This is a genomic window from Nonomuraea sp. SBT364, from assembly GCF_001083785.1.
Lineage (GTDB): Bacteria > Actinomycetota > Actinomycetes > Streptosporangiales > Streptosporangiaceae > Nonomuraea.
Window position 1 is genome coordinate 1 of the sequence record NZ_LAVL01000135.1, and the last position, 22,082, is coordinate 22,082.

Here is a 22,082-nt window from a genome sequence, read left to right on the forward strand (position 1 = left end):
ACACCACTCCGGCCTCCGGGGCCCGGGCGGGGGGCCGGGGGGCATCAGTGCTCCGCCCGGGCCCCGGAGGCCGGAGTGGTGTCGAGCGGGGTGGCGTCGAAGCAGGTGCGGTCTCCCGTGTGGCAGGCGGCGCCGACCTGGTCGACCTTGAGCAGCACGGTGTCGCCGTCGCAGTCGAGAGCGGCGGACTTGACGTGCTGGACGTGGCCGGAGGTGTCGCCCTTGACCCAGTAGGCGGCCCGGCTGCGCGACCAGTAGGTGGCCCTGCCGGTGGTCAGGGTGCGGTGCAGCGCCTCGTCGTCCATCCAGGCGAGCATGAGCACCTCGCCGGTGTCGTACTGCTGGACGATCGCGGGCACCAGCCCGTCGCCGTTGCGCTTGAGCCGCGCGGCGATGGTGAGGTCAAGGGACATGTCCTCATTCAACCAGGCGCCCTGAGCGGTCCCGGCGGCGGTCAGGCGAGCGCCTGCGACAGCGTGTCGTAGATGGGGAACAGCGGCGCCAGATTGGTGCGCCGCAGCCGGCGCAGCACCTGGCCGTCGGGCGCGACGAGCGCCATGGTGCCGTCACGGTCGCGCAGGCTGGCGAGCTGGCGCACCAGGACGCCGAGCCCGGTGGTGTCGATGAAGGTGAGCCGGCTGAGGTCGACGACGAGGCGCGGCCCGTGCGTCTCCACCGCCTGGTCCAGGCATTCGCGCACCTCGGTCACGTTGTCGGCGTCGACCTCGCCGGCGAGGCTGACCACGACCAGCTCGCCGTGCCGCCGACGCGTCATCTGCAGAATGTCCAACGCCATGCTCCTCACGCCCCGTCACAAGGCGGCCCGCGACGAAGCTACACCCTCCGGCCCGCCGTCACAGTCTGTTTTGCACAGAACGCGGTACGTGACCATGTTCCGCAGGGTAGTTTCGCAGCGACGCACGGTAGGGAGGGCGCCATCGTGCCACCGGGCTCCGTCCTCGACCCCGATCTGGGCGACCATGTCTGCCTGCCGTTCCGCGGCGACCGTGAGCGCCGGGCGGTGACCCGGCTGTTCACGCTCAACGCGCTGCGCCGCCGGGCCAAGGTGCTGATCATCACCTACACCGACTCCCCCGTCCGGACGCGGGAGTGGCTGGGGCCGCTGGTGCCGGGGTTCGCCGCCGCCGAGTCGTCGGGGCGGATCGAGATCGCCGGCGCCCGCACGCACTTCGCCGGCGGCCGCCTCGACCCGGGCAAGGCGCTGAGCGGGCTGGCCGCCGCCGTGGAGCTGGCCGGCCGGCAGGGGCATCACGGGCTGTACGCGCTGGTCGACGCGTCGTGGGGGGCGCACGACCCGCCGGGGCAGGTGGCCCTGGAGACGGCCGCCAACGCGCTGTTCGGGCGGCTTCGGCTGGCCCTGGTCTGCCAGTACGACCGGCGGGTGTTCCCGCGTGAGGCCGTCGACCCGGCGGCCTCGGCGCATCCGATCTCGCCTGGTCAGGCGATGCTGCGCTACGCCGCCTCGGGCGGGCCGGGCGCGCTGCGGCTGTGGGGTGAGATCGACCTGACGAACCGGCAGGCGTTCGCGTCGGTCCTGGAATCGCTGCGGGAGGAGCGGGGCGAGGTGGTGATCGACGCGGCGGGGCTGGCGTTCATCGACGCGGGCTCGGCGCAGCTCCTGGTGGCCATGGCGGTGCGCAGGCCGCCGGGGCGGACGGTGGTGGTGTGCGGCGCGCGGCTGGCCCGGCTGCTGCAGCTCATCAGGGGCGACGAGGTCGTCACCGTCCGCCGGGCCGGCGATGTGTAGACAGGTGCTGTGCGCCTCGTTCGCCCGTGGGCGCATCACCGCCCTGCGCCGCACGGTCGGTGAGGAGGTGGCGGGCGAGGGGCTGAGCGGGCGCCGCCTGGAGGACTTCGTGGTGGCGGTCAACGAGGTGATCACCAACGCGGTGCTGCACGGCGGGGGCGGCGGAACCCTGCGCGTGTGGTGGCAGAACGGGCGGCTGTGGTGCGAGGTCGCCGACGAGGGGCCGGGGATGAGCGGCTGGAGCAGCGCCCTGCCGCCGCCGTCGGGGTTCGAGGCGGGCGGCAGGGGGCTGTGGCTGGTCCGGCTGCTGTGCGACCACGTGACGATCGTGTCCGGGCCGGGCGGCACCACGGTGACCTTCAGCGCGGCCCTGTGAAGCACCGTCCGGCAAAGGCACCGTCCGGCGAAAGGCACCGTCCGGCGAAAGGCACCGCTCGCCGTCGGGCCGGGGGTCAGGAGCGGGCGGCCGACACCCAGGAGGCGTGCAGGTCGGCGTAGACGCCCGGTTCGGTCACCAGCTCGGCGTGCGGCCCCCGCTGGACGAGCCGGCCGGCGTCGAACACGAACACCTCGTCGGCGTTCTCCGCCGTCGACAGCCGGTGCGCGATCGACACGGCGGTACGCCCGCGCGTGACCCCTTCCAGGGCGCGGGCCAGCCGCACCTCGGTGGCCGGGTCGACGGCGGAGGTGGCCTCGTCGAGCAGCAGCAGGTCGGGGTCGGCCAGGTAGGCGCGGGCCAGCGCGACGAGCTGCCGCTCCCCGGCCGACAGCGACTCGCCACGCTGCCCGACGGGCGTGTCGAGGCCCGCGGGCAGGCCGTCGAGCCAGTCGGCCAGGCCCAGCTCCGTCAGCCCGAGCAGGATCTCCTCACGGGTGGCGGCCGGCTTGCCGTACCGGATGTTGTCCTCCAGCGTGCCGTCGAACAGGAAGCCGTCCTGCGGGACCATCACGATCCGCTCGCGCAGCGAGGAGAAGCGGACGTCGCGCAGGTCGTGGCCGTCGACGGTGACGCGCCCGCCGACGGGGTCCATGAGCCGGGTGAGGAGCTTGGCGAACGTGGTCTTGCCCGAGCCGGTCTCGCCGACGACGGCGACGCGCGAGCGCGGCGGGATGTCCACCGACAGCTCGTGCAGCACCGGCGGGCCGCCGGGGTAGGCGAAGCGGACGTTCTCGAAGGCCACGGAGATGGGGCCGCGCGGCAGCTCGACGCCGGCGTCGCCGGGGTCGGCCACGTCGGCGGGGGTGTCGATGACGCCGAGGATGCGCCGCCAGCCGGCGACCGCGTTCTGCGCCTCGTTGAGCACCTCGGTGGCGGTCTGCATGGGCGAGACGAACAGCGTGATGAGGAACAGGAACGCGATCAGCCGCCCCTGCGTGATGTCGCCGGACAGCCCGAGCCGGACGCCGAGCACCACGATGCCGGCGATGGCCAGCGCGGCGACGATCTCGGTCAGCGGGAAGACGAACCCGACGATGGTCTGCGCCTTGACCTGGGCGGCCCGGTTGGCGTTCACGGCCTTGTCGATGCGCTCGGCGGTGCGCCGTTCGGTGGCGTACGCCCTGATGACGGCCGCGCCGACGACGGACTCGCTGACGGCGGCGAGCATGTCGCCGGTGCGCTCGCGCACGGTGGTGTACGCGCGTGACAGCCAGCGCTGGAAGCGCGGCAGCGCGATCATCAGCGGCACGAAGCAGAGCCACACGAGCAGGGTGAGCTGCCAGGAGTAGACGAGCATGAGCACGCTGGCCACCACGAGCTGGCCGAGCGCGACGATGATCATCAGCCCGCCCCACTGCATGAACGTGCTGATCTGGTCGATGTCGTTGGTGACGCGGGAGACGAGGGCGCCGCGGCGCTCGGTGTTCTGGGTGAGCACCGACAGGTCGTGGACGTGGCGGAAGCCGCGCACCCGCAGCGTCGCCAGCGACGCCTCGGTCGCCTTGTAGAGGCGGACGTTCATGATGTACGCGGCCAGCGCGGTCAGCAGCACGGCGGCGGCGCACAGGGCGACCGTGCGGTAGATGTACGGCAGGTCCGGGACGCCGTCCTTGAGCCCGGTGTCGATCGTCTGCTGGACCGCGATCGGCACGATGATCTTGCCGATGGTGGCCACGACCGCCAGGGCCAGCGTGACCGCCAGCCCCTGGCGGAACTCGGGGGTGAGCGAGAGCCCCCGGCGGATGGTCGCCCAGGCCGTGCTGTCGGCGTTCGTGCCGATGCCCTGCCGCTCGGTCTCGGCGGTCACGCGCTGACCCCTTCCTCTTCTGCGTCGATGCCGGCATGCGTGCCGGCACGCGTGCCGATGTCCGCGACGCCGTCGGCCTCGAGGTCGAGGGCGGCCCGTTCGGCTTCCTCGCGCTCGTAGGCGGTCACCAGGTTGCGGTAGCCCTCGCACCGCTTGATCAGCTCGTCGTGGGTGCCGCGGTCGGCGACGCGGCCGTGTTCCAGGAAGACGACCTCGTCGGCCAGCGCGATCGTGGCCATCCGGTAGGCGACGACCACGACGGTCGACGCCTGCGCCCGGTCCCGGAGCCCGTACAGGATCTTGGCCTCGACCTGCGGGTCCACGCTGGAGGTGGCGTCGTCGAGGATGAGCAGGCGGGGGCGGCGGACGACGGCGCGGGCCAGCGCGAGGCGCTGGCGCTGGCCGCCGGACAGGGAGGTGCCGCGCTCGCCGACGCGGGTGTCGAGCCCGTCGCCGAGCCGGTCGACGAAGCCGTCGGCCTGCGCCACCCGCAGCGCCGCCCGCACCTCCTCGTCGTCCATGGGCAGGTCGAGCGCGATGTTGCCGCGCACGGTGTCGTCGAACAGGAACGTCTGCTGCGGCACCAGCGCGACGGACTCGGCGAGCTTGCCGTACGCGAGCTCGCGCAGGTCGACGCCGTCGAGCCGGACCCGGCCCGAGTCGGGGTCGACGAGGCGGACCAGGAGCTGCACGAGCGTGGACTTGCCGGAGCCGGTGGGCCCGACGAGCGCGACGGTGCGCCCGGCGGGGACGTCGAAGGTGACGTCGTGCAGCACCTCGGCGTCGCCGTAGGAGTAGGAGACGCCCGAGACCTCCAGGGCGGCGGGCTCGTCGCGGTCGGCGGCGGCCTGTCCGTAGGCCATCGAGCCCTCGGCGTCGAGCACGGCCTGCACCCGGGTCCAGCCGACGACGCTGCGCGGCAGCTCGGCCAGCACCCAGCCGAGCGCGCGGATCGGGAAGGACAGCAGCGTGAACAGGTAGGCGACCTGGACGAGCTGCCCGGCCTCGATGGAGCCGGTGGACAGCCGCAGCGCGCCGACCGCCAGGACGGCGAGGACGCCGAGCGTGGGCAGCGCCTCCAGCATGGGGTCGAACAGGCCGCGGACGCGGCCGACGGCGATGTTGGCGTCGCGCAGTTCGTGGGCGCGGCGCCGGAAGCGGTCGGTCTCCAGGTCCTCGCGGCCGAGCGTCTTGACGACCAGGGCGCCGTCGAAGCTCTCGTGCGCGATCTCGCTGACCTCGGCGCGCAACTGCTGGGCCCTGGTGGCGAGCGGGCTGAGCTTGCGCTGGTAGACGAGGTTGAGCACGGCGATGGCCGGGAAGATCAGGAAGCCGACCAGCGCCAGGACGAGGTCGGTGAACAGCATGCCGACGGCCGCGGTGAGCAGCATGACGATCACGCCGACGGCCATCGGCAGCGGCGCGAGCGGCGCCCAGGCGGCCTCGGCGTCGGCGCTGGCGTTCGACAGCAGCTGGCCGGTCGGGTGGCGGTGGTGCCAGGCGAGCGGCAGCCGCAGATACTGCTTGGTGACGTCGCGGCGGGAGCGGGCCTGCATGCGATATTGGATGACGCCCGCCAGGATGCGCCGCCCGGCCACGCCGATCGACTTGAGCAGGGCGGTGCCGAGGATGAGCAGCACCCCGGTCCACAGGGCGCCGGCCGCGGTCTCGCCGCTGGTGAACGCGGGCAGCACGACGTTCTCGGTGGCCCAGCCGAGTGCCCATGCCGAGGCGACGGTCATGCCGCCGTAGAGGGCGCTCGCCAGGACCGCGACGGCGAACACCGCCTTCTCCGTACGAACGGCCACCCCAAGGACACGCAGCCCTTGACGCATCACGGCCGAGGTGACCTTGTTCGCCACGCCTGAAGCTTCCTTTCAATGACCTCTATAACTACGTAAGTCAGTATCACGTCTGATCATCCCGTTATTCCCCTGGGTAAGGTTGGCATGTGACTCATGCTCGTGACGAACGCGCGGCGCTCTGCGACCTGTTCGACCGGCTCGGCCCCGGCGCCCCCACGCTCTGCGCGGGATGGGACTCCTACGACCTGGCCGCCCACCTGGTGCTGCGCGAGCGCAGACCCGACGCGATGCCGGGCATCGCGGTCCGGGCGCTGGCGGGCCGCACGGCCTCGGTGCAGCGCTCGCTGAAGGCCAGGCACCCCTTCCCCGAGCTCGTCGGGCTCGTCCGCCGCCCCGGCGGGATCTACGGCCTGGCGCCGTTCCTCGACTCGGCCGTCAACACCATGGAGTTCTTCGTCCACCACGAGGACGTGCGGCGGGCCCAGCCCTCCTGGGAGCCCCGCGAGCTGCCGGCCGCCTTCGACGAGCACATCTGGAAGCGGCTGTCGGCCATGGCCAAGCTGATGCTGCGCCGCTCCCCGGTGGGCGTGGTGCTGCACCGGCGCGGCTCGGGCGGGGCGCGCTCGGTGCTGCTCGGCGGCGCGGGCGAGGGCCCCAAGGTGGAGGTGACCGGCGACGCGGGCGAGCTGCTGCTGTTCTGCTTCGGCAGGCAGGCGCACACCAGGGTCGAGCTCACCGGCGACAGCGCCGCCGTCGAACGCCTGAAGACCGCCAGGCTGGGCGTCTAACCGGTGCAGGCCTCCCCCGCCAGATGGGCCTGCGCCAGCCGGCGCAGTGCCGCGATCAGCGTGTCGCCGAGCAGGGTGCCGAGCACCACGACCTCGACGGCCCGCTCCCGGTCGCTCACGTCTCCCAGGATGCGCACATCGGTCGCGGCGGCAGCCTCGGCGGCGGCCGCGTAGTCGTCCATCCGGTCGAGCACGTCATCCAGCCCCAGCTCCAGGAGGCTGGCCAGGACGCCGGTGAGCGTGGCGGCGGACGGATGGGCGGCGAGGCGGTCCCAGCCCTTCCTGGCCAGCAGGTCCGCCACGTGGCGGCGGGCCCGTCCGGCCCCGGCGCCGCCGCCGGGCTCCGGGGGCGGGGTGACGGCCGGCTGCGCCTCGGCCAGCAGCGTCCCCCCGGCGACGCCGGGGTCGTCCAGGTGGCGCACCAGGCCGGCGATGGCGGCGATGCTCAGCCCGCCGTAGTCGGCCAGCGCCCGCACCAGCTTCAGCCGCCTGACGTGCGCGGGCCCGTACTCGGCCTGGTTGCGGGCCAGCGGCCGGCCGGGCGGCAGCAGCCCTTCCCTCAGGTAGTACTTGATCGTCGGCACCGGCACCCCGGTGCCCGCGCTCAGGTCGGCCATGCGCACGCTCGCGACTCCCCTTCTCGCGGTTGCGGAAAGTGTAGCCAGTGGGTAGTGCCGCTATCCATCGAGGCCCTGTCGCACCCGTCACATCGCCGAACCACCGGCACGTATGACGCCCCCGCCACGCCCGCAGGCCGTACGATGGCACAGGAAACAAGCCCCCCGGTTAGGATCATGAACATCTTCACAGAAGATGCCTAGTGACCGCCCAGATCCGGGTATATACGGCTGGGAATGGACTGCAGGAGGCCCCCCATGCAGGTCAAGAAGGTGATCACGTACGTGGCCGTCGCGTTCGTGATCTTCTACCTGTTCACCCGGCCGGCCGAAGCCGCCGCCGCGGTCAACGGTGTATTCGACGGGATCGTCCAAGGAGCCAACCAACTCGCCGTCTTCTTCAGCAGTGTTTTGACCTGAAGCGCGGTCCTGTCTGCGCCAAGTGGCTTCCCCGCGCTGCCAAGTCGTGTTACGCAGACAGGATGAGAGATCGTCCAGCAGCTGCCAAGCTCGTCCAGCCTGACCCCGGTGTCAGGCGGATCCTCGAGCGCGCCGAGCTCGAGGGCGTCGAGCTGATCCGGTTCCTGTACGCCGACCACGGCGGTGTCATCCGCGGCAAGGCCGCTTCGCGGTCCCGGTTCGCGGAGCGGCTCAGCACGGGCATCGGGCACACGGTGGCCATGATGGCGATGAACATGCTCGACCAGTTGCAGGAGGTCGAGCACCTGGGTCCGGTGGGTGAGGTCCGCATCGTCCCCGACCCGTCCACGTACGTCCCGCTCCCCCACGCGCCGGGGGCCGCGGCCATGCTGTCGGACCTGCGCCTTCCCGACGGCTCGCCCTGGGCGGCCTGCCCGCGCACCTTCCTCAAGGACGCGATCGCCCAGCTGGCCGGCGAGGGCTACACGCTGCTGGCGGCGTTCGAGCCGGAGTTCACCTTGGGGCGGCGGCTGCCCGACCCGTCGGGCGGGCACGACCGGCTGGTGCCGCTCGACGACTCGCTGTGCTACGCCGGACATGGCTTCGACACTGCCCACGACTACACGATCAAACTCATCCGCGCCCTGGAGACGCAGGGGCTGCGGGTCGAGCACTACCATCCGGAACTCGGCCCCGGCCAGCAGGAGCTGACCGTGCGGCACGCGGACGCGCTGCGGGCCGCCGACAACCACGTCCTCTACCGCGAGACCGTGCGCGGCGTGGCGCTGCGCATGTCCATGTGGGCGTCGCTGGCACCCAAGCCGCTGGCCGACCAGGCGGGCAACGGCGCGCACCTGCACCTGTCGCTGTGGCGCGAATCCCATAACCTCTTCGCCGGTGACGGTGACAGCGACGGTGACAGTGGCGGTGACAGTGGCGTGCGCGACTGGTTCGTCGGCGGGCTGCTCGCCCACCTGCCCGCGCTGACCGCCCTCACCTGCGGCAGCGTCAACAGCTTCCGCCGCCTGGCGCCGCGCATGTGGTCCGGCGCCTACGCCGTCCACGGCCCGGACAACCGGGAGGCCGCCGTACGGATCTGCTCGCCGCTGGGCGAGACCGGCGAGCCCAACCTGGAGCTGAAGTCCTCCGACTCCTCCGCCAACCCCTACCTGTCGCTGGGCGCCGTCATCCACGCCGGGCTCGACGGCGTGCGCCGCAAGCTCGACCCGGGCGAGGCCGTGGAGGTCGACCCCGACACGCGCCCCGGCCGCTACCCCCGGCTGCCCGCGTCGCTGACCGAGGCCCTGGACGCGCTGGAGGCCGATCCGGTGCTCATGGAGGCGCTCGGGCCGCTGCGCGCCTCCGCCTACCTGGCCGTCAAGCGTTCCGAGGCGGCGGCGTTCGCCGCCCGGGACGCCTCCTACGAGCTGTTCCAGCACATGCGGGTCTTCTAGCGGACCGGGTGGCCCGCCGTGCGCAGGGTCTCCTTGACCTCGGAGATCTTCAGCGTGCCGAAGTGGAAGACGCTGGCCGCCAGCACCGCGTCGGCCCCGGCGGCGACGGCCGGCGGGAAGTCCGCCAGCCGGCCGGCGCCGCCGCTGGCGATCACCGGCACCCGCACGGCGGCCCGGACCGCGTGCAGCATCTCCAGGTCGTAGCCGTCGAGGGTGCCGTCGCCGTCCATCGAGTTGAGCAGGATCTCACCCACGCCCAGTTCCTCGCCCCGGGCGGCCCACTCCACGGCGTCGATGCCGGTGCCGCGCCGGCCGCCGTGGGTGGTCACCTCGAAGCCGCTCGGCGTGCCCGGCGCCCGGCGGGCGTCGACCGACAGCACCACGCACTGCGCGCCGAAGCGCCGCGACGCCTCGGTCAGCAGCTCCGGCCGGGCGATGGCGGCGGTGTTGAGCGACACCTTGTCGGCGCCCGCCCGCAGCAGCCGGTTGACGTCCTCGACCGAGCGCACCCCGCCGCCGACGGTGAGCGGGATGAACACCTGCTCGGCGGTGCGGCGCACCACGTCGAGCATGGTGTCGCGCCCGCCGGAAGAAGCGGTGATGTCGAGGAAGGTGAGCTCGTCGGCGCCCTCCTCGTCGTAGCGCCTGGCCAGCTCGACCGGGTCGCCCGCATCACGCAGGTTGGCGAAGTTGACGCCCTTGACGACCCTGCCGGCGTCGACGTCCAGGCAGGGGATGACCCTCACGGCAACGGTCATGCTCGGTGTGCCTCTATCTCGATCTCGATCAGCATTCGCGGGTCCACCAGCCCGGCCACCCGCACCCCGGTGCAGGCCGGCCGCACGTCGCCGAACGCCTCCGCGATGGCCTTGCCGGCCAGGTCGAAGTGGCGGTGCTCGACGACGTAGTAGCGGACCATGACGACGTCCTGGCGGGTCAGCCCGCCGATCTCCACGGCCTCCAGCGCGATCTCGATGGCGGTGCGGCTCTGCCGGTAGGCGTCGCCCACGTGCCGGACCTCGCCGTCGACGGTGGCGGTGCAGCCCGAGACGATGACCCGGCCGCCCACGACCACCGCGCGCGCGTAACCGTACTTCTCCTCCCAGACGCCACCCGAATACACCCGCATGCCGGTGCTTTCCATGCTCATGGTGCCCATCACGCCCCCTCCCGGCGTCCTTACCCGCCCACCGCGGCCAGCGCGCTCTCCAGCGTGAACGCTTGGGCGTACAGGGCTCTGCCCACGATGGCACCTTCCACGCCGACGGGAACGAGAGAAGACAGTGCCAGCAGGTCATCCAGGGAGGAAACGCCGCCGCTGGCCACGACGGGCTTGTCGGTGCGGGCGCACACCTGTCGTAGCAGGTCGAGGTTGGGTCCGCGCAGCGTGCCGTCCTTGGTGACGTCGGTGACCACGTAGCGGGCGCAGCCGTCGGCCTCCAGCCGCTCCAGCACCTCCCACAGGTCGCCCGCCTCCTGTGTCCAGCCTCGGGCGGCGAGCGTGGTGCCGCGCACGTCGAGGCCGACCGCGATCTGGTCGCCGTGCTCGGCGATGATCTCGCGGCACCATTCGGGGTTCTCCAGCGCGGCCGTGCCGATGTTGACGCGGCGGCAGCCCGTCGCGAGCGCGGCGGCGAGGGAGGCGTCGTCGCGGATGCCGCCGGACAGCTCCACGTTCACATCGAGCCGGCCGATCAGGTCGGTGATCAGCTCCCGGTTGGAGCCACGGCCGAACGCGGCGTCGAGGTCGACCAGATGGATCCACTCGGCGCCCGCCTCCTGCCAGGCCAGCGCGGCGGCCAGCGGCTCGCCGTAGCCGGTCTCGGTCCCGGCCTCACCCTGGACGAGGCGTACGGCCTGGCCGTCGGCCACGTCCACGGCGGGGAGCAAAACGAGCGACATCAGGTCCTCCGGTCGAATGCGAGGGTCACGAGCACGGGAATCAGCAGCAGGGAGAAGACGAGGACGCCGAAGCTCAGCAACGGCGATCCCCACAGCAGCCAGGCGAGCGCCTGGACGAGCAGGAAGGCGAGCGCGACGACCGCGTTCTGGGCGCGGTGACGGCGGGCGAGCAGGCCGCCCTGGCGGGCCACCCGCACCGGGCGCGGGACCAGCCGGGCCAGCCTCGCCCGGCGGTGCGCGCGGCGGGCCTGGCGCTCCTGGTTGAGCCGCATGGCCCGGACCCGCTCGGCCTCGCGCTCGGCGCGGCGGCGCGCCCGCTCCTTACTCAAGGGTGCCGAGCCAGTTGGCCAGCAGCGCGGCCCCGGCGTCGCCGGACTTCTCCGGATGGAACTGGGTGGCCATGAGCGGGCCGTTCTCCACGGCGGCGACGAACGGCACGCCGTGCTCGGCCCAGCTGACCACCGGCTCGGCGAACCCGTCACCGGGACGCAGCTCCCACTCGCGCACGCCGTAGGAGTGCACGAAGTAGAAGCGGTCGGCGGCGTCGAGCCCGGCGAACAGCACGCTGCCCTGGGGGGCCTTGACGGTGTTCCAGCCCATGTGCGGCAGCACCGGGGCCTCGAGCCGCTCGACGGTGCCGGGCCACTCGCCGCAGCCCTCGGTCTCGACGCCGTGCTCGACGCCGCGGGCGAACAGGATCTGCATGCCGACGCAGATGCCGAGCACCGGCCGGCCGCCGGCCAGCCGCCTGCCGATGATCTGCTCGCCGCGCACCCCCCTGAGCCCGGTCATGCACGCCTCGAACGCGCCGACGCCGGGCACGACGAGCCCGTCGGCCTCCAGCGCCTCGTCGAAGTCGGCCGTGACGGTCACCTCGGCGCCGACCCTGGCCAGCGCGCGCTCGGCCGAGCGCAGGTTGCCCGATCCGTAGTCGAGCACGACGATCTTGCTCACCACCACATCACCCCCGCGGTGATCGCCATGGCCGCGCCCACTCCGCAGATCGCGGCGCCGATCTTGAGCCCCTGCTTGTACAGCGAGAACACGCCGCCGACCAGGAACATGCCGAGGAACACCATGACCACGGCGATCACGTTGCCGGTCACAGCACGCCCTTGGTGCTCGGCACGCCGGTCGCGCGCGGGTCGAGCTCGGAGGCGGCCCGCAGCGCCCTGGCCAGCGCCTTGAACTGGGCCTCGACGATGTGGTGCGCGTTGCGCCCGTAGGGGACGCGCACGTGCAGGCAGATGGCCGCCTGGGCGACGAACGACTCCAGGATGTGGCGGGTCATCGTCGTGTCGTAGTCGGGCCCGATCATCGGCGCCATGCCCTCGGGCTCGGAGTGCACCAGGTAGGGACGGCCGGACAGGTCGACGGTCACCTCGGCGAGCGACTCGTCCAGCGGGCACGAAGCGTTGCCGAACCGCCTGATGCCCGACTTGTCACCCAGTGCCTCGCGGAACGCCGCCCCCAGCGCGAGCGCGGTGTCCTCGATCGTGTGGTGGGAGTCGATGTGCAGGTCGCCCTCGGTCTTGACGGTCAGGTCGAACAGCCCGTGCTTGCCCAGCTGGGCCAGCATGTGGTCGTAGAAGCCGACCCCGGTCGACACGTCCACCGTGCCGGTGCCGTCGAGACCCACCTCGACCAGGACCGACGTCTCCTTCGTCGTACGCTCGACGCGGCCTACGCGACTCACAGGACTCCCTCCAGGGCGGCGCGGAAGGCCGCCATCTCCTCGCCGGTGCCGATCGACACCCGAAGCCATTGTGGCGGCCCCACCTCGCGGATGAGCACGCCCTGCGCCAGCAGCCCCTCCCACACCGCGCGCCGGTCGGGGAAGCGCCCGAACAGCACGAAGTTGGCGTCGGAGTCGGCGACCACCAGCCCCTTGGACCGCAGCCAGGCCACCGTGTCGTCGCGCTCGCGGCGCAGCTCGTCGACGGTGCCGAGCAGCTCGGCCCGGTGCCGCAGCGCCACCCGCGCCGCCGTCTGGGTGAGCGCCGACAGATGGTACGGGAGCCGCACCAGCAGCAGCGCCTCGACCACGGCCGGGTGCGCCGCCAGGTAGCCCAGGCGGGTGCCGGCCATGGCGAACGCCTTGGACATCGTCCGGGTGACGATCAGCCGGGGGTGGCGCGGCAGCAGGGTGAGCGCCGAGGGGGTGCCCTCGCGGGCGAACTCGGCGTAGGCCTCGTCGACCACCACCATGCCGGGGGCGGCGGCCAGGATCGCCTCGATCACCGCCAGCGGCAGGGCGGTGCCGGTCGGGTTGTTGGGCGAGGCCAGGAAGACGACGTCGGGCCGGTGCTCGCCGATCGCCGCGACGGCCTTGCCGAGGTCGAGCGAGAAGTCGTCGTCACGCGCCGCCCTGATCCACTCGGTGCTGGTGCCGGTCGTGATGATCGGGTGCATCGAGTAGGACGGCTCGAAGCCCAGCGCGGTGCGGCCGTGGCCGCCGAAGGCCTGCAGGATCTGCTGGATGACCTCGTTGGAGCCGTTGGCCGCCCACACCTGCTCGGTGGCCAGGCCGTGGCCCAGGTAGGCGGCCAGACCGGCGCGCAGCTCGACGGCGTCGCGGTCGGGGTAGCGGTTGAGGTCGCCGGCCACCCGCCGGACCTCCTCGGCCAGGTCGGCGACCAGCTCCGGGGAGGGCGGGTAGGGGTTCTCGTTGGTGTTGAGCCGGACCGGGACGTCGATCTGCGGCGCGCCGTAGGGCGACTTGCCGCGCAGGTCGTCGCGGATGGGCAGGTCGGCGAGGTTCACTCGGGCACCTGCCCGTCGAAGCGGGCGCGCACGGCGGCGACGTGGGGGCGCAGGTCTTCCGCGTCGGCCAGCACCGACACGTGCCCGGCGGCGCCCGCCAGCGCCTCGCGGCTGTAGTCGACGACGTGGATGCCGCGCAGGAACGACTGCACCGAAAGGCCGCCGGAGTGGCAGGCGCAGCCGCCGGTGGGCAGCACGTGGTTGGACCCGGCGAGGTAGTCGCCGAGCGAGACCGGCGACCAGGGGCCGACGAAGATCGCGCCGGCGTTGCGCACCCGGGCGGCCACCGCGGCGGCGTCGGCGGTGTGGATCTCCAGGTGCTCGGCGGCGTAGGCCTCGACGACCTCGAGCCCGTCGTCGATGCTGTCGACGAGCACGATGCCCGACTGGCGGCCGGCCAGCGCCTCGGTGATGCGCTCGGAGTGACGGGTGGCCGACACCTGGCCGGGCAGCTCCTTCTCGACCGCGTCGGCGAGCTCGGGGCTGGTGGTGACCAGGACGGCGGCGGCGATCACGTCGTGCTCGGCCTGGCTGATCAGGTCGGCGGCCACGTGGACGGGGTCGGCCGTCTCGTCGGCCAGGATGGCGATCTCGGTGGGGCCGGCCTCGGCGTCGATGCCGATGCGGCCCTTGAGCAGCCGCTTGGCCGCGGTCACCCAGATGTTGCCGGGCCCGGTGACCATGGTCACCGGCTCGCACTCCTCGGTGCCGTAGGCGAACATCGCCACCGCCTGGGCGCCGCCCGCGGAGTAGACCTCGTCGACGCCGAGCAGCGCGCACGCGGCGAGGATCGTCGGGTGCGGCAGGCCGCCGTGCTCCTTCTGGGCGGGGCTGGTGACGGCCAGCGAGGCGACCCCGGCCTCCTGCGCGGGCACGACGTTCATGACCACGCTCGACGGGTAGACCGCGCGGCCGCCGGGGACGTAGAGGCCCACCCGGTCGACGGGCATCCACCGCTCGGTCACCGTGCCGCCGGGCACGACCTCGGTGGTGACGTCCGCGCGCCGCTGGTCGCGGTGGACGAGGCGGGAGCGCCTGATCGACTCCTCCAGCGCGGCGCGGACGGCCGGGTCGAGCTCGTCCAGCGCACGGGTGATCGCCTCGGCGGGGACGCGGGCGGTCGCGATCTCGACACCGTCGAACCTGGCGGTCAGCTCCCGTACGGCTGCCGCCCCGCGATGGCGCACCTCCTCGCAGATGGACCGCGCCTTCTCCAGGGCGGCCTCGACGTCGAGCTCGGCGCGGGGCAGCACGTCGCGCAGGTTCGCCGGAAGGGAACCGCGCATGTCGATACGGGAAATCACCCTGACAGTCTACGGAGTCCGGTCCCTGAATCCGGTTCTGTCCACACTGCGGACACCGCGTGGCGGGAATCCCGGACACCGCGCGACCGGACCGTGGACGGCGCGGCTCGCGGCGGGGCCGGGCCCGGTCGTGAGGCCGCGACGGGGGCACGCGACCTCACGACCGCTTCCGCCCTGGCCCGGGCCGAGCGCCAGTGCGGGGTCGCCGTGGCGGTGGAACCACGGCTGGGGTTGAGTCCGGCCGGTTGCCGCCCGGCAGGAGCCGGGGCGGACACGCGCGGGGTTTGGTCAGGGTTTTCCCCTGCCGCAGGACACTTGAAACGCGCTTTGACATTACTTGTCCTTTATGTTCCCTCTCATACGCTTGTCGCCATGGGAATCTGGCGTGGGCCCGACGGCGTCGTCGTCGAGGCGATCGTGCTCGGCGACCGGCCGGTGCTGCGCGTCTCGCACCGGGTCGGCGGACGCGCCTACCTCCAGGGCTACTGCTCCTCGGTCGACGAGCTCGGCCGGCACGGCGTCGACCTGGCCCAGCTCGTCGAGGAGACACCCGACCCCGCGGCTTGACCATCTGTAAACCCCCGGCGATCACTGCCGGCGGGTACGCCGGGGTATGCCTGGGTGCATGGCGCCGCTGCCCACCTATGCGCCGATGCTCGCCCAGCTCGGTTCACTGCCCTCCGTCGACGAGAACGACTGGGCCGTCGAGATGAAATGGGACGGCGTGCGCGCCCTCGCTTACATCGACGGCGGCGCCGTCCGCCTCATGTCGCGCAACGCCAAGGACATCACCGCCGCCTACCCCGAACTGCAGCTCATGGCCGGCGCCACCGGCGGCGCCCCCGCCGTGATCGACGGCGAGATCGTCGCCTTCGACGAGGCCGGCCGCCCCAGCTTCGGCGCCCTGCAGCCGCGCATGCACCAGCGCAACCCGGTGAGCGTCGCCGAGCTGGCCCGCACCGTCCCCGTCACCTTCATGGCCTTCGACATCCTGCACCTCGGCGACGAACCCACGCTCCCCCTCCCCTACACCGCGCGGCGCGACCTGCTGGAGAGCACGTTCACACCCGGCTTCCGCTGGCAGGTGCCGGTCTGGTTCCACGACCACGCCGAGGACGCCTTCGCCTCCTCCCGCCGCCTCGGCCTGGAAGGCGTCGTGTGCAAGCGCCTCACCTCCCCCTACCGGCCCGGCCGGCGCACCGGCGAGTGGACCAAGGTCAAGAACGTCAGCGCCGTCGAGGTGGTCGTCGGCGGCTGGAAGCCCGGCGCGGGCCGCCGGACCGGCACGATCGGGTCACTGCTGCTCGGCTCCTACGACGACCGCGGCCGGCTCCTGTTCGTGGGGCACGTCGGCACCGGCTTCACCCAGGCCATGCTGCGCGAGCTGCACCAGAGGCTCGCCCCGCTGGAACGGCCCGACCCGCCCTTCGACGAGCCCGTCCCGCGCGAGCACGCCCGCGACGCGCACTGGGTCAGCCCCGTCCTGGTCGGCGAGGTGCAGTACGCCGAGATGACCGGCGACAACCGGCTGCGCCACCCGTCCTGGCGCGGCCTGCGCCCCGACCGCGAGCCCCGCGAGGTCCGCGCACCCGGCGAAGCGAACCCGGGCGCGTCCGCGACGGGCTGACCGAGCGGCGAGAACCCGCCACGGGCCGGCCGGCGGCGGTCATCCCGGCCGGGGGGCCGGGGCGTCGGCCCGCACGGGCTCCGGCAGAGTGAGCGACAGCAGCCAGGCCAGCACCGGGAAGACGATCAGGCAGCCCAGCGCCACCCGCAGCGAGGTCGCCTCCGCCACCGCGCCCACCAGCGGGCTCGCCAGCCCGCCCACGCTCACCGCCAGCCCCAGCGTCACGCCGCTCGCCGTGCCCACCCGGCGCGGCAGGAAGTCCTGGCCCAGCGTCACGTGCAGGGAGAAGGGCGCGTACAGGGTGATCGACGCGGCCGCCACGAAGACGTACGCGACGGGACCGGGGGCCAGCACCACGCCCGCCACCGCCGGGACGCTCAGCGCGTACGCCAGCCGCATCGCGCGCACCCGGCCCAGCCGCGCCGCCAGCCGGCCGCCCAGCACCGTGCCCACCGCGCCGCCCGCGAACAGCACGAACAGCGCCACCGCGCCCGCCGCCCCGCCCCCCAGGTACAGGGCCACGAACGCGCTCAGCCCCACGTACACCACCGAACGGAACACGATCACCAGCGTCAGCCGGGTGAACGCCGGCCAGTCGTCACGCCCGCGCGCCGTCACGGCCGCGCGGGCCCGCCGGCCCGGCCCCGCCAGCGACCGCATCACCACGAGCGTCAGCACCGCCCCCGCCACGCCCGGCACCACCAGGTACGGCGACGCCGCCAGCCCGCCCGCCGCCAGCAGCGGCGTCACGATGATCGGCGCCGACGCGAACCCCAGCGTGCCGCCCAGCGAGAACCAGCTCATCCGCACGTCGCTGCCCTCGCTGGCGATCCGCGCCAGCCGCGCCGCCTCCGGATGGTAGGCCGCCACGCCCAGCCCCGACAGCGCCACCGCCAGCCACGTCAGCGGATAGGAGTCCGACACCCCGCTCAGCGCCACCCCGAGCCCGGCCGTCGTCATGCTGACCGGGATCAGCCACGGCATCCGCCACCGGTCCGTCAGCGCGCCGAACACCGGCTGCACGATCGACGACAGCAGCGTCGCGGCCAGCACCACCCCCGACGCGGCCACGTACCCGTAACCCCGCTCGGCCACCAGGAACGGCACCATCGCCGGCACCGCACCCTGATACACGTCGACGCCCGCATGCCCGGCCGCCAGGACCACGACCCTGTCAACCCCTCTGTTCACTCGCACGCTCCCGATCGTGCCGCCGCGCCGCCGTGGCCCGCTTCCGATAAAATGCCAATCGGTTATGGAAATCCGCCATCTGTCCCGGGCACCCACCGGCATCCGCCCGCTCGCCGCCGGCGCGGGCATCGACGCCCACCGGCACGACACGCACCAGATCGTGTACGCCCGCCACGGCGTCCTGTCGGTCACCACCGACGCCGGCACCTGGGTGGCGCCGGCCAACCGGGCGATCTGGATCCCCGCCGGGACCGTCCACGAGCACCGCGCCCACGGCAGCACGGACCTGCGCCTGGTGGGGCTCACCGGCAACCCGCCCGGCCTGACGCGCCCCGCCGTCCTCGCGGTCGGGCCGCTGCTCCGCGAGCTGATCATCGCCTACACCGACGCACCGGCCGAGCCGGACGGATCGGACGGATCGGACGGATCGGACGGATCGGGTGGTGGCGAGCGCGGGAGGCTGCTGACGGTGCTGGTGGACCAGTTGCGGCGGGCGCCGGAGCAGCCGTTCCACCTGCCGTCGGCGCGCGACCCCCGGCTGGCGGCGGTGTGCGCGGCGCTGCGCGCGGACCCGGCCGACAACCGGACGCTCGCCCGGCTGGCCGCGCACGCCGGCACCAGCGACCGGACGCTGGCCCGCCTGTGCAGGGCGGAGCTGGGGATGACGTTCCCGCAGTGGCGCACGCAGCTGCGGCTGCATCACGCGCTGCTGCTGCTCGCCGACGGGGTGAGCGTGACGGCCGTGGCGCACCGGTGCGGGTGGGCGTCGGCGAGCGCGTTCATCGACGCCTTCCGGCGCGCGCTCGGGTACACCCCGGGCCGCGCCTTTACATTGTAGATTCGCTACACTGGGACTCCGTGAGCAAGAAGAGCAAGGGCGGCGGCACGCCGGCCACCGTGGCGCTCGACAAGGCAGGGGCGGAGTTCACCCTCCACCCCTACGAGCACGACGCGTCGGCGCAGGCCTACGGCGAGGAGGCGGCCGACGCGCTCGGCGTGCCCTACGAGCGGATCTTCAAGACGCTGGTCGCCGAGGTGGAGAGCGGCCTGGCGGTGGCCGTGGTGCCGGTGGCGGGCAAGCTCGACCTCAAGGCGCTGGCGGCGGCCACCGGCAGCAAGCGGGCCGCGATGGCGGAGGCGGCCAAGGTCGAGCGGGTCACCGGTTACGTGGTGGGCGGCATCAGCCCGCTCGGGCAGCGCAAGCTCCTGCCCACCGTGGTCGACGCCTCGGCGCTGGAGTTCGACACGATCTACTTCTCGGCGGGCAAGCGGGGCCTGCAGATCGAGACCGCCCCGGCCAACCTGGTCGCGCTGACGCGGGCGGTGACCGCGCCCATCGGCAAGGCGGGCTGATCTCGTCCCATCGCACAACACGTGGGCGGACTTTCGTCCGGGCGCACCAAGCGGGGGCGGCGTTTTCGTATGAACAATGCAGAAACGCCGCAAAACCGGAGAACGCATGGGACTGGCCGAAAACACCCCGGCAACCACCTGGACCCCCGCCAAGATCCGCAAGACCGCCACGCTGACCATCGCGCTGCTCGCCGGCGTATGGGTGATCGACTACGTGGACCGCGTCATGATGGCGGTCGCGCTGCCGTTCATCGGCGAGGAGTTCGCGCTCACCAAGACCGAGCAGGGCTGGCTGATCACCGTCTTCTCGCTGGTCTACCTGCTGTGCCAGATCCCCGGCGGGATGCTCGCCGACCGCTTCGGGGCGCGCCGGCTGCTCGTCACCTCGTTGCTGCTCTGGTCGGTGTTCACCGCGCTGACCGGGCTCGTGTGGGGGCTGGCCGCGCTGCTGGTGATCCGGGCGCTGTTCGGCGTCGGGCAGGGGCTGTTCCCCGGCGCGTCGTTCAAGGCGATCGCCGAGCGGACCACGCCCGGCACCCGAGCCACGGCAGCCGGCGCGATGCTCGCCTCGAACGTGCTCGGCGGCGGCCTGGCGCCGCTGATCGCCGCGCCGCTGCTGTTCATGCTCGGCTGGCGCGACACGTTCCTGGTGGCGGCCGTGGCCGGGGTGGCGATCGGCGTGCTGCTGTGGTCGCTGCTCCCCCGGGCCCTCCCCGGTCACCTCACCGGTCACCTCACCGCAACAGCCGGCGCCACGGGCGCCGCCCGGCCCGCGATCCCGCTGGCGGCGGTGCTGCGGTCGGCGGCGGTGTGGAAGTTCGCCGCGCTGTTCTGCGCCACGAACATGCTCGGCTACGGCATGATCACCTGGGTGCCGAGCTACCTGATGGAGGCGCGCGGCATCTCCCTGCTCGACACCGGCATGCTCGCCGCGCTCCCCCAGCTCGTCATGACCGCGACGACGCTGCTCGGCGGGTGGCTGTTCGACCGCTACTTCCACGACCGGGCCAGGCTGTACGTGATCCCGCTGCTGCTGTGCACCGCCGTGCTGCTGGTGCTCATGATCAACGCCGAGACCGCTGCCGGGTTCACGTTGTTCCAGACACTGGCGATGGCCGTGGCCGGGCTGTCCACGATGGGCATCCTCGGGATGCCGGTGCGCGCGCTGCCGCCCGAGGTGATCGGCTCGGGGATGGGCGTCGTCAACGTCGGCGGCCAGCTCGCCGGCGTGATCGCGCCGGTGCTCATGGGCCGGCTCGTCGACCAGTACTCCTACAGCGCGGCCTTCGGCCTGCTCATCGTCACCACCGTGCTCGGCGCGCTGATCGCGCTCGTCGTGCCGCAGCGGGCGGACCGCTTCACCCTCGGGAGGACCTCATGACCGGACACGACCTGGTGATCTCCCGGGGACGGGTCATCGATCCGGAGACCGGGCTGGACGCGGTACGCGACATCGGCGTCAGCGGCGGGACGATCCGGGAGGTGTCGGCCGAGCCGCTGGCGGGCGAGGCCCGGATCGACGCCACCGGGCTGACCGTCTGCCCTGGCTTCGTCGACCTGCACAGCCACAGCGCCGACGTGGCCGGGCACCGGCTGCAGGCGCTCGACGGCGTCACCACCGTCCTGGAGCTGGAGGCGGGCAGCCTGCCGGTGTCGGCCGCCTACCGGGCCGCCGCCGAGGAGGGGCGGCCGCTCAACTACGGCTTCGCCACCTCGTGGGCGATGGCCAGGATGGCCGTGCTGGCCGGCGTCGAGCCCACCGGCAGGCTGGAGACGCTCTTCGCCAACATCGCCGTCGACGCCTGGCAGCGACCGGCGAGCCCCGGACAGGTGGCGCGGATCGTCGGCCTGCTGGAACGCGATCTGGCCGACGGCGCACTCGGCATCGGCGTGCTGGTCGGCTACGCGCCGCGCACCGGGCCCGAGGAGTACCTGGCCGTCGCCGCGCTCGCCGCCCGCGCCGGACGGCCCACGTACACGCACGCCCGCGAGCTGGTCGAGATGGACGCCGGCACGCCCGTCGACGGCGCCGAGGAGATCGTCCGGGCCGCCGTGGAGACCGGCGCGCACATGCACTACTGCCACGTCAACAGCACTTCCATCCGGCACGTCGACCGGGTGCTCGGCCTGGTCGAACGGGTGCGCGCCGAGGGGGCGCGGGTGACCACCGAGGCCTATCCGTACGGGGCGGGCATGACGGGCGTCGGCGCCGCCTTCCTGGCGCCGGAGCTGCTGCACCGGCGCGGGCTCACGCCGCACTCGATCGGGCTGCTGTCCACCGGCCGGCGCATGGCCGACGCGGCCGAGCTGCACCGGGTCCGGCGGGAGGAGCCCGGGTCGGCGGCGTTCGTGCACCTGCTGGACGAGGACTCGCCCGCCGAGTTCGCCTACATCCGGCGGGCGCTGTCCTTCGAGGACGCGGCGGTGGCCACGGACGCGGTGCCGCTGCTGTGGCGCGGCGGCGGCGACCCGGCGCGGCGGCTGCAATGGCCGTTGCCGCCGGACACGGCCACCCACCCCCGCACGGCGGGCACGTACGGGCGCACGCTGCGGCTGGTGCGCGAGCGGGGGATGCTGGGGCTGGCCGAGGCGGTGCGGCGGTGCACGCTGGTGCCGGCACGGGTGGCGGGGCTGCCGCGCAAGGGGCGGATCCAGCCGGGGGCCGACGCGGACCTCACCGTGTTCGACCCCGCCACGGTCACCGATCGCGCCACCTACGCCGCCACGGCGCTCCCCTCGGCCGGGTTCCGCCACGTCCTGGTGGGCGGCGTCCCCGTCGTACGGGACGGCGACCTGCTCCCGGACGCCTTCCCAGGCACCCCCGTCCGCGCCTGACCCACCCAC

The 22,082-nt window shown here is 73.2% G+C and carries 26 protein-coding genes; 11 read left to right on the forward strand and 15 right to left on the reverse strand.

The annotated features are described in order from the left end of the window. Window positions 1–44: 44 nt before the first annotated feature. Both hisI and ADY59_RS36525 read right to left on the reverse strand, forming a co-directional pair. Window positions 45–413 carry a phosphoribosyl-AMP cyclohydrolase gene (hisI, locus tag ADY59_RS36520; RefSeq protein WP_049572458.1) on the reverse strand — a complete coding sequence of 123 codons (369 nt, stop codon included), beginning with the start codon at window positions 411–413 and terminating at the stop codon, window positions 45–47. A gap of 41 nt (window positions 414–454) precedes the next feature. After that, on the reverse strand, window positions 455–790 hold the full coding sequence (locus ADY59_RS36525; protein WP_049572519.1) for an STAS domain-containing protein: 336 nt from the start codon (window positions 788–790) through the stop codon (window positions 455–457). Between the two features lie 150 nt (window positions 791–940). On the opposite strand from ADY59_RS36525, the gene ADY59_RS36530 reads away from it, so the two are divergent. Together ADY59_RS36530 and ADY59_RS36535 are read left to right on the forward strand one after the other, a co-directional pair. Beyond that, entirely contained in the window at window positions 941–1,768 is an 828-nt protein-coding gene (locus ADY59_RS36530) for an MEDS domain-containing protein (protein WP_049572460.1), read from the forward strand. Beyond that, window positions 1,761–2,144, forward strand: a complete 384-nt coding sequence (locus ADY59_RS36535; protein ID WP_049572463.1) for an ATP-binding protein — start codon at window positions 1,761–1,763, stop codon at window positions 2,142–2,144. Before ADY59_RS36530 ends, ADY59_RS36535 begins: the two co-directional genes overlap by 8 nt. A 76-nt stretch (window positions 2,145–2,220) precedes the next feature. Here ADY59_RS36535 and ADY59_RS36540 read toward each other — a convergent pair whose 3' ends face one another. Further along, a complete protein-coding gene (locus ADY59_RS36540) occupies window positions 2,221–4,014 on the reverse strand; it encodes an ABC transporter ATP-binding protein (protein WP_049572466.1) in 1,794 nt (597 codons plus the stop codon). After that, window positions 4,011–5,849: an ABC transporter ATP-binding protein gene (locus tag ADY59_RS36545; protein WP_082310686.1), complete on the reverse strand. Its 1,839-nt coding sequence runs from the start codon at window positions 5,847–5,849 to the stop codon at window positions 4,011–4,013. The genes ADY59_RS36540 and ADY59_RS36545 overlap by 4 nt, the downstream gene beginning before the upstream one ends. Window positions 5,850–5,965: 116 nt before the next feature. Here ADY59_RS36545 and ADY59_RS36550 point away from each other — a divergent pair, with 116 nt between their 5' ends. Continuing rightward, window positions 5,966–6,607 carry a TIGR03085 family metal-binding protein gene (locus tag ADY59_RS36550; protein ID WP_049572472.1) on the forward strand — a complete coding sequence of 214 codons (642 nt, stop codon included), beginning with the start codon at window positions 5,966–5,968 and terminating at the stop codon, window positions 6,605–6,607. Here the strand turns inward: ADY59_RS36550 and ADY59_RS36555 are convergent. Next, window positions 6,604–7,224: a MerR family transcriptional regulator gene (locus tag ADY59_RS36555; protein ID WP_231619067.1), complete on the reverse strand. Its 621-nt coding sequence runs from the start codon at window positions 7,222–7,224 to the stop codon at window positions 6,604–6,606. The two genes, ADY59_RS36550 and ADY59_RS36555, sit on opposite strands and share 4 nt — an antisense overlap. A 258-nt stretch (window positions 7,225–7,482) precedes the next feature. On the opposite strand from ADY59_RS36555, the gene ADY59_RS51855 reads away from it, so the two are divergent. Both ADY59_RS51855 and ADY59_RS36560 read left to right on the forward strand, forming a co-directional pair. Next, window positions 7,483–7,644 carry a hypothetical protein gene (locus tag ADY59_RS51855; protein ID WP_197094029.1) on the forward strand — a complete coding sequence of 54 codons (162 nt, stop codon included), beginning with the start codon at window positions 7,483–7,485 and terminating at the stop codon, window positions 7,642–7,644. 62 nt (window positions 7,645–7,706) lie between these two features. Beyond that, a complete protein-coding gene (locus tag ADY59_RS36560) occupies window positions 7,707–9,098 on the forward strand; it encodes a glutamine synthetase family protein (protein WP_049572477.1) in 1,392 nt (463 codons plus the stop codon). On the opposite strand, the gene hisF is transcribed toward ADY59_RS36560, so the two are convergent. From hisF to hisD, 9 genes are read right to left on the reverse strand one after another with little or no spacing between them, the layout of a single operon-like run. Further along, on the reverse strand, window positions 9,095–9,856 hold the full coding sequence (hisF, locus tag ADY59_RS36565; RefSeq protein ID WP_049572480.1) for an imidazole glycerol phosphate synthase subunit HisF: 762 nt from the start codon (window positions 9,854–9,856) through the stop codon (window positions 9,095–9,097). The genes ADY59_RS36560 and hisF overlap by 4 nt on opposite strands. Further along, window positions 9,853–10,248, reverse strand: coding sequence for a Rid family hydrolase (locus ADY59_RS36570; protein WP_049572532.1), 396 nt, complete (start codon window positions 10,246–10,248; stop codon window positions 9,853–9,855). Before ADY59_RS36570 ends, hisF begins: the two co-directional genes overlap by 4 nt. A 29-nt stretch (window positions 10,249–10,277) precedes the next feature. After that, window positions 10,278–11,000 carry a bifunctional 1-(5-phosphoribosyl)-5-((5-phosphoribosylamino)methylideneamino)imidazole-4-carboxamide isomerase/phosphoribosylanthranilate isomerase PriA gene (gene priA / locus ADY59_RS36575; protein ID WP_049572483.1) on the reverse strand — a complete coding sequence of 241 codons (723 nt, stop codon included), beginning with the start codon at window positions 10,998–11,000 and terminating at the stop codon, window positions 10,278–10,280. Continuing rightward, window positions 11,000–11,329: a hypothetical protein gene (locus tag ADY59_RS36580; RefSeq protein WP_049572486.1), complete on the reverse strand. Its 330-nt coding sequence runs from the start codon at window positions 11,327–11,329 to the stop codon at window positions 11,000–11,002. Before ADY59_RS36580 ends, priA begins: the two co-directional genes overlap by 1 nt. After that, window positions 11,322–11,957: an imidazole glycerol phosphate synthase subunit HisH gene (gene hisH, locus ADY59_RS36585; protein ID WP_156325954.1), complete on the reverse strand. Its 636-nt coding sequence runs from the start codon at window positions 11,955–11,957 to the stop codon at window positions 11,322–11,324. Before hisH ends, ADY59_RS36580 begins: the two co-directional genes overlap by 8 nt. After that, window positions 11,951–12,106 carry a hypothetical protein gene (locus ADY59_RS51860; RefSeq protein WP_197094030.1) on the reverse strand — a complete coding sequence of 52 codons (156 nt, stop codon included), beginning with the start codon at window positions 12,104–12,106 and terminating at the stop codon, window positions 11,951–11,953. The genes hisH and ADY59_RS51860 overlap by 7 nt, the downstream gene beginning before the upstream one ends. Continuing rightward, complete coding sequence (gene hisB, locus ADY59_RS36590; protein WP_049572494.1) at window positions 12,103–12,696, reverse strand: imidazoleglycerol-phosphate dehydratase HisB; 594 nt, start codon at window positions 12,694–12,696, stop codon at window positions 12,103–12,105. Before hisB ends, ADY59_RS51860 begins: the two co-directional genes overlap by 4 nt. Beyond that, window positions 12,693–13,763: a histidinol-phosphate transaminase gene (locus ADY59_RS36595; protein ID WP_049572496.1), complete on the reverse strand. Its 1,071-nt coding sequence runs from the start codon at window positions 13,761–13,763 to the stop codon at window positions 12,693–12,695. Before ADY59_RS36595 ends, hisB begins: the two co-directional genes overlap by 4 nt. After that, window positions 13,760–15,067 (reverse strand): histidinol dehydrogenase, encoded by a 1,308-nt coding sequence (gene hisD / locus ADY59_RS36600; RefSeq protein ID WP_049572499.1) that lies wholly within the window; start codon window positions 15,065–15,067, stop codon window positions 13,760–13,762. Before hisD ends, ADY59_RS36595 begins: the two co-directional genes overlap by 4 nt. A 372-nt stretch (window positions 15,068–15,439) precedes the next feature. Between hisD and ADY59_RS36605 the strand changes: the two genes are divergently transcribed. Then, window positions 15,440–15,634, forward strand: a complete 195-nt coding sequence (locus ADY59_RS36605; protein WP_049572500.1) for a hypothetical protein — start codon at window positions 15,440–15,442, stop codon at window positions 15,632–15,634. Window positions 15,635–15,692: 58 nt separating this feature from the next. After that, the gene (gene ligD / locus ADY59_RS36610) at window positions 15,693–16,694 is read left to right on the forward strand and encodes a non-homologous end-joining DNA ligase (RefSeq protein WP_049572503.1); all 1,002 of its coding nucleotides are present in this window, start codon (window positions 15,693–15,695) and stop codon (window positions 16,692–16,694) included. Window positions 16,695–16,733: 39 nt separating this feature from the next. On the opposite strand, the gene ADY59_RS36615 is transcribed toward ligD, so the two are convergent. Continuing rightward, window positions 16,734–17,891 carry an MFS transporter gene (locus tag ADY59_RS36615; RefSeq protein ID WP_049572506.1) on the reverse strand — a complete coding sequence of 386 codons (1,158 nt, stop codon included), beginning with the start codon at window positions 17,889–17,891 and terminating at the stop codon, window positions 16,734–16,736. A 58-nt stretch (window positions 17,892–17,949) separates the two neighbouring features. Between ADY59_RS36615 and ADY59_RS36620 the strand changes: the two genes are divergently transcribed. The 4 genes from ADY59_RS36620 to ADY59_RS36635 all read left to right on the forward strand — a co-directional run bounded on the left by ADY59_RS36620 (window position 17,950) and on the right by ADY59_RS36635 (window position 22,073). Then, entirely contained in the window at window positions 17,950–18,723 is a 774-nt protein-coding gene (locus ADY59_RS36620; RefSeq protein ID WP_049572509.1) for an AraC family transcriptional regulator, read from the forward strand. Between the two features lie 20 nt (window positions 18,724–18,743). Further along, on the forward strand, window positions 18,744–19,238 hold the full coding sequence (gene ybaK / locus ADY59_RS36625) for a Cys-tRNA(Pro) deacylase (protein WP_049572513.1): 495 nt from the start codon (window positions 18,744–18,746) through the stop codon (window positions 19,236–19,238). 106 nt (window positions 19,239–19,344) lie between these two features. Then, window positions 19,345–20,619: an MFS transporter gene (locus tag ADY59_RS36630; protein WP_049572516.1), complete on the forward strand. Its 1,275-nt coding sequence runs from the start codon at window positions 19,345–19,347 to the stop codon at window positions 20,617–20,619. After that, the gene (locus ADY59_RS36635) at window positions 20,616–22,073 is read left to right on the forward strand and encodes an amidohydrolase family protein (protein ID WP_049572517.1); all 1,458 of its coding nucleotides are present in this window, start codon (window positions 20,616–20,618) and stop codon (window positions 22,071–22,073) included. The genes ADY59_RS36630 and ADY59_RS36635 overlap by 4 nt, the downstream gene beginning before the upstream one ends. The last annotated feature ends 9 nt before the right edge of the window (window positions 22,074–22,082 follow it).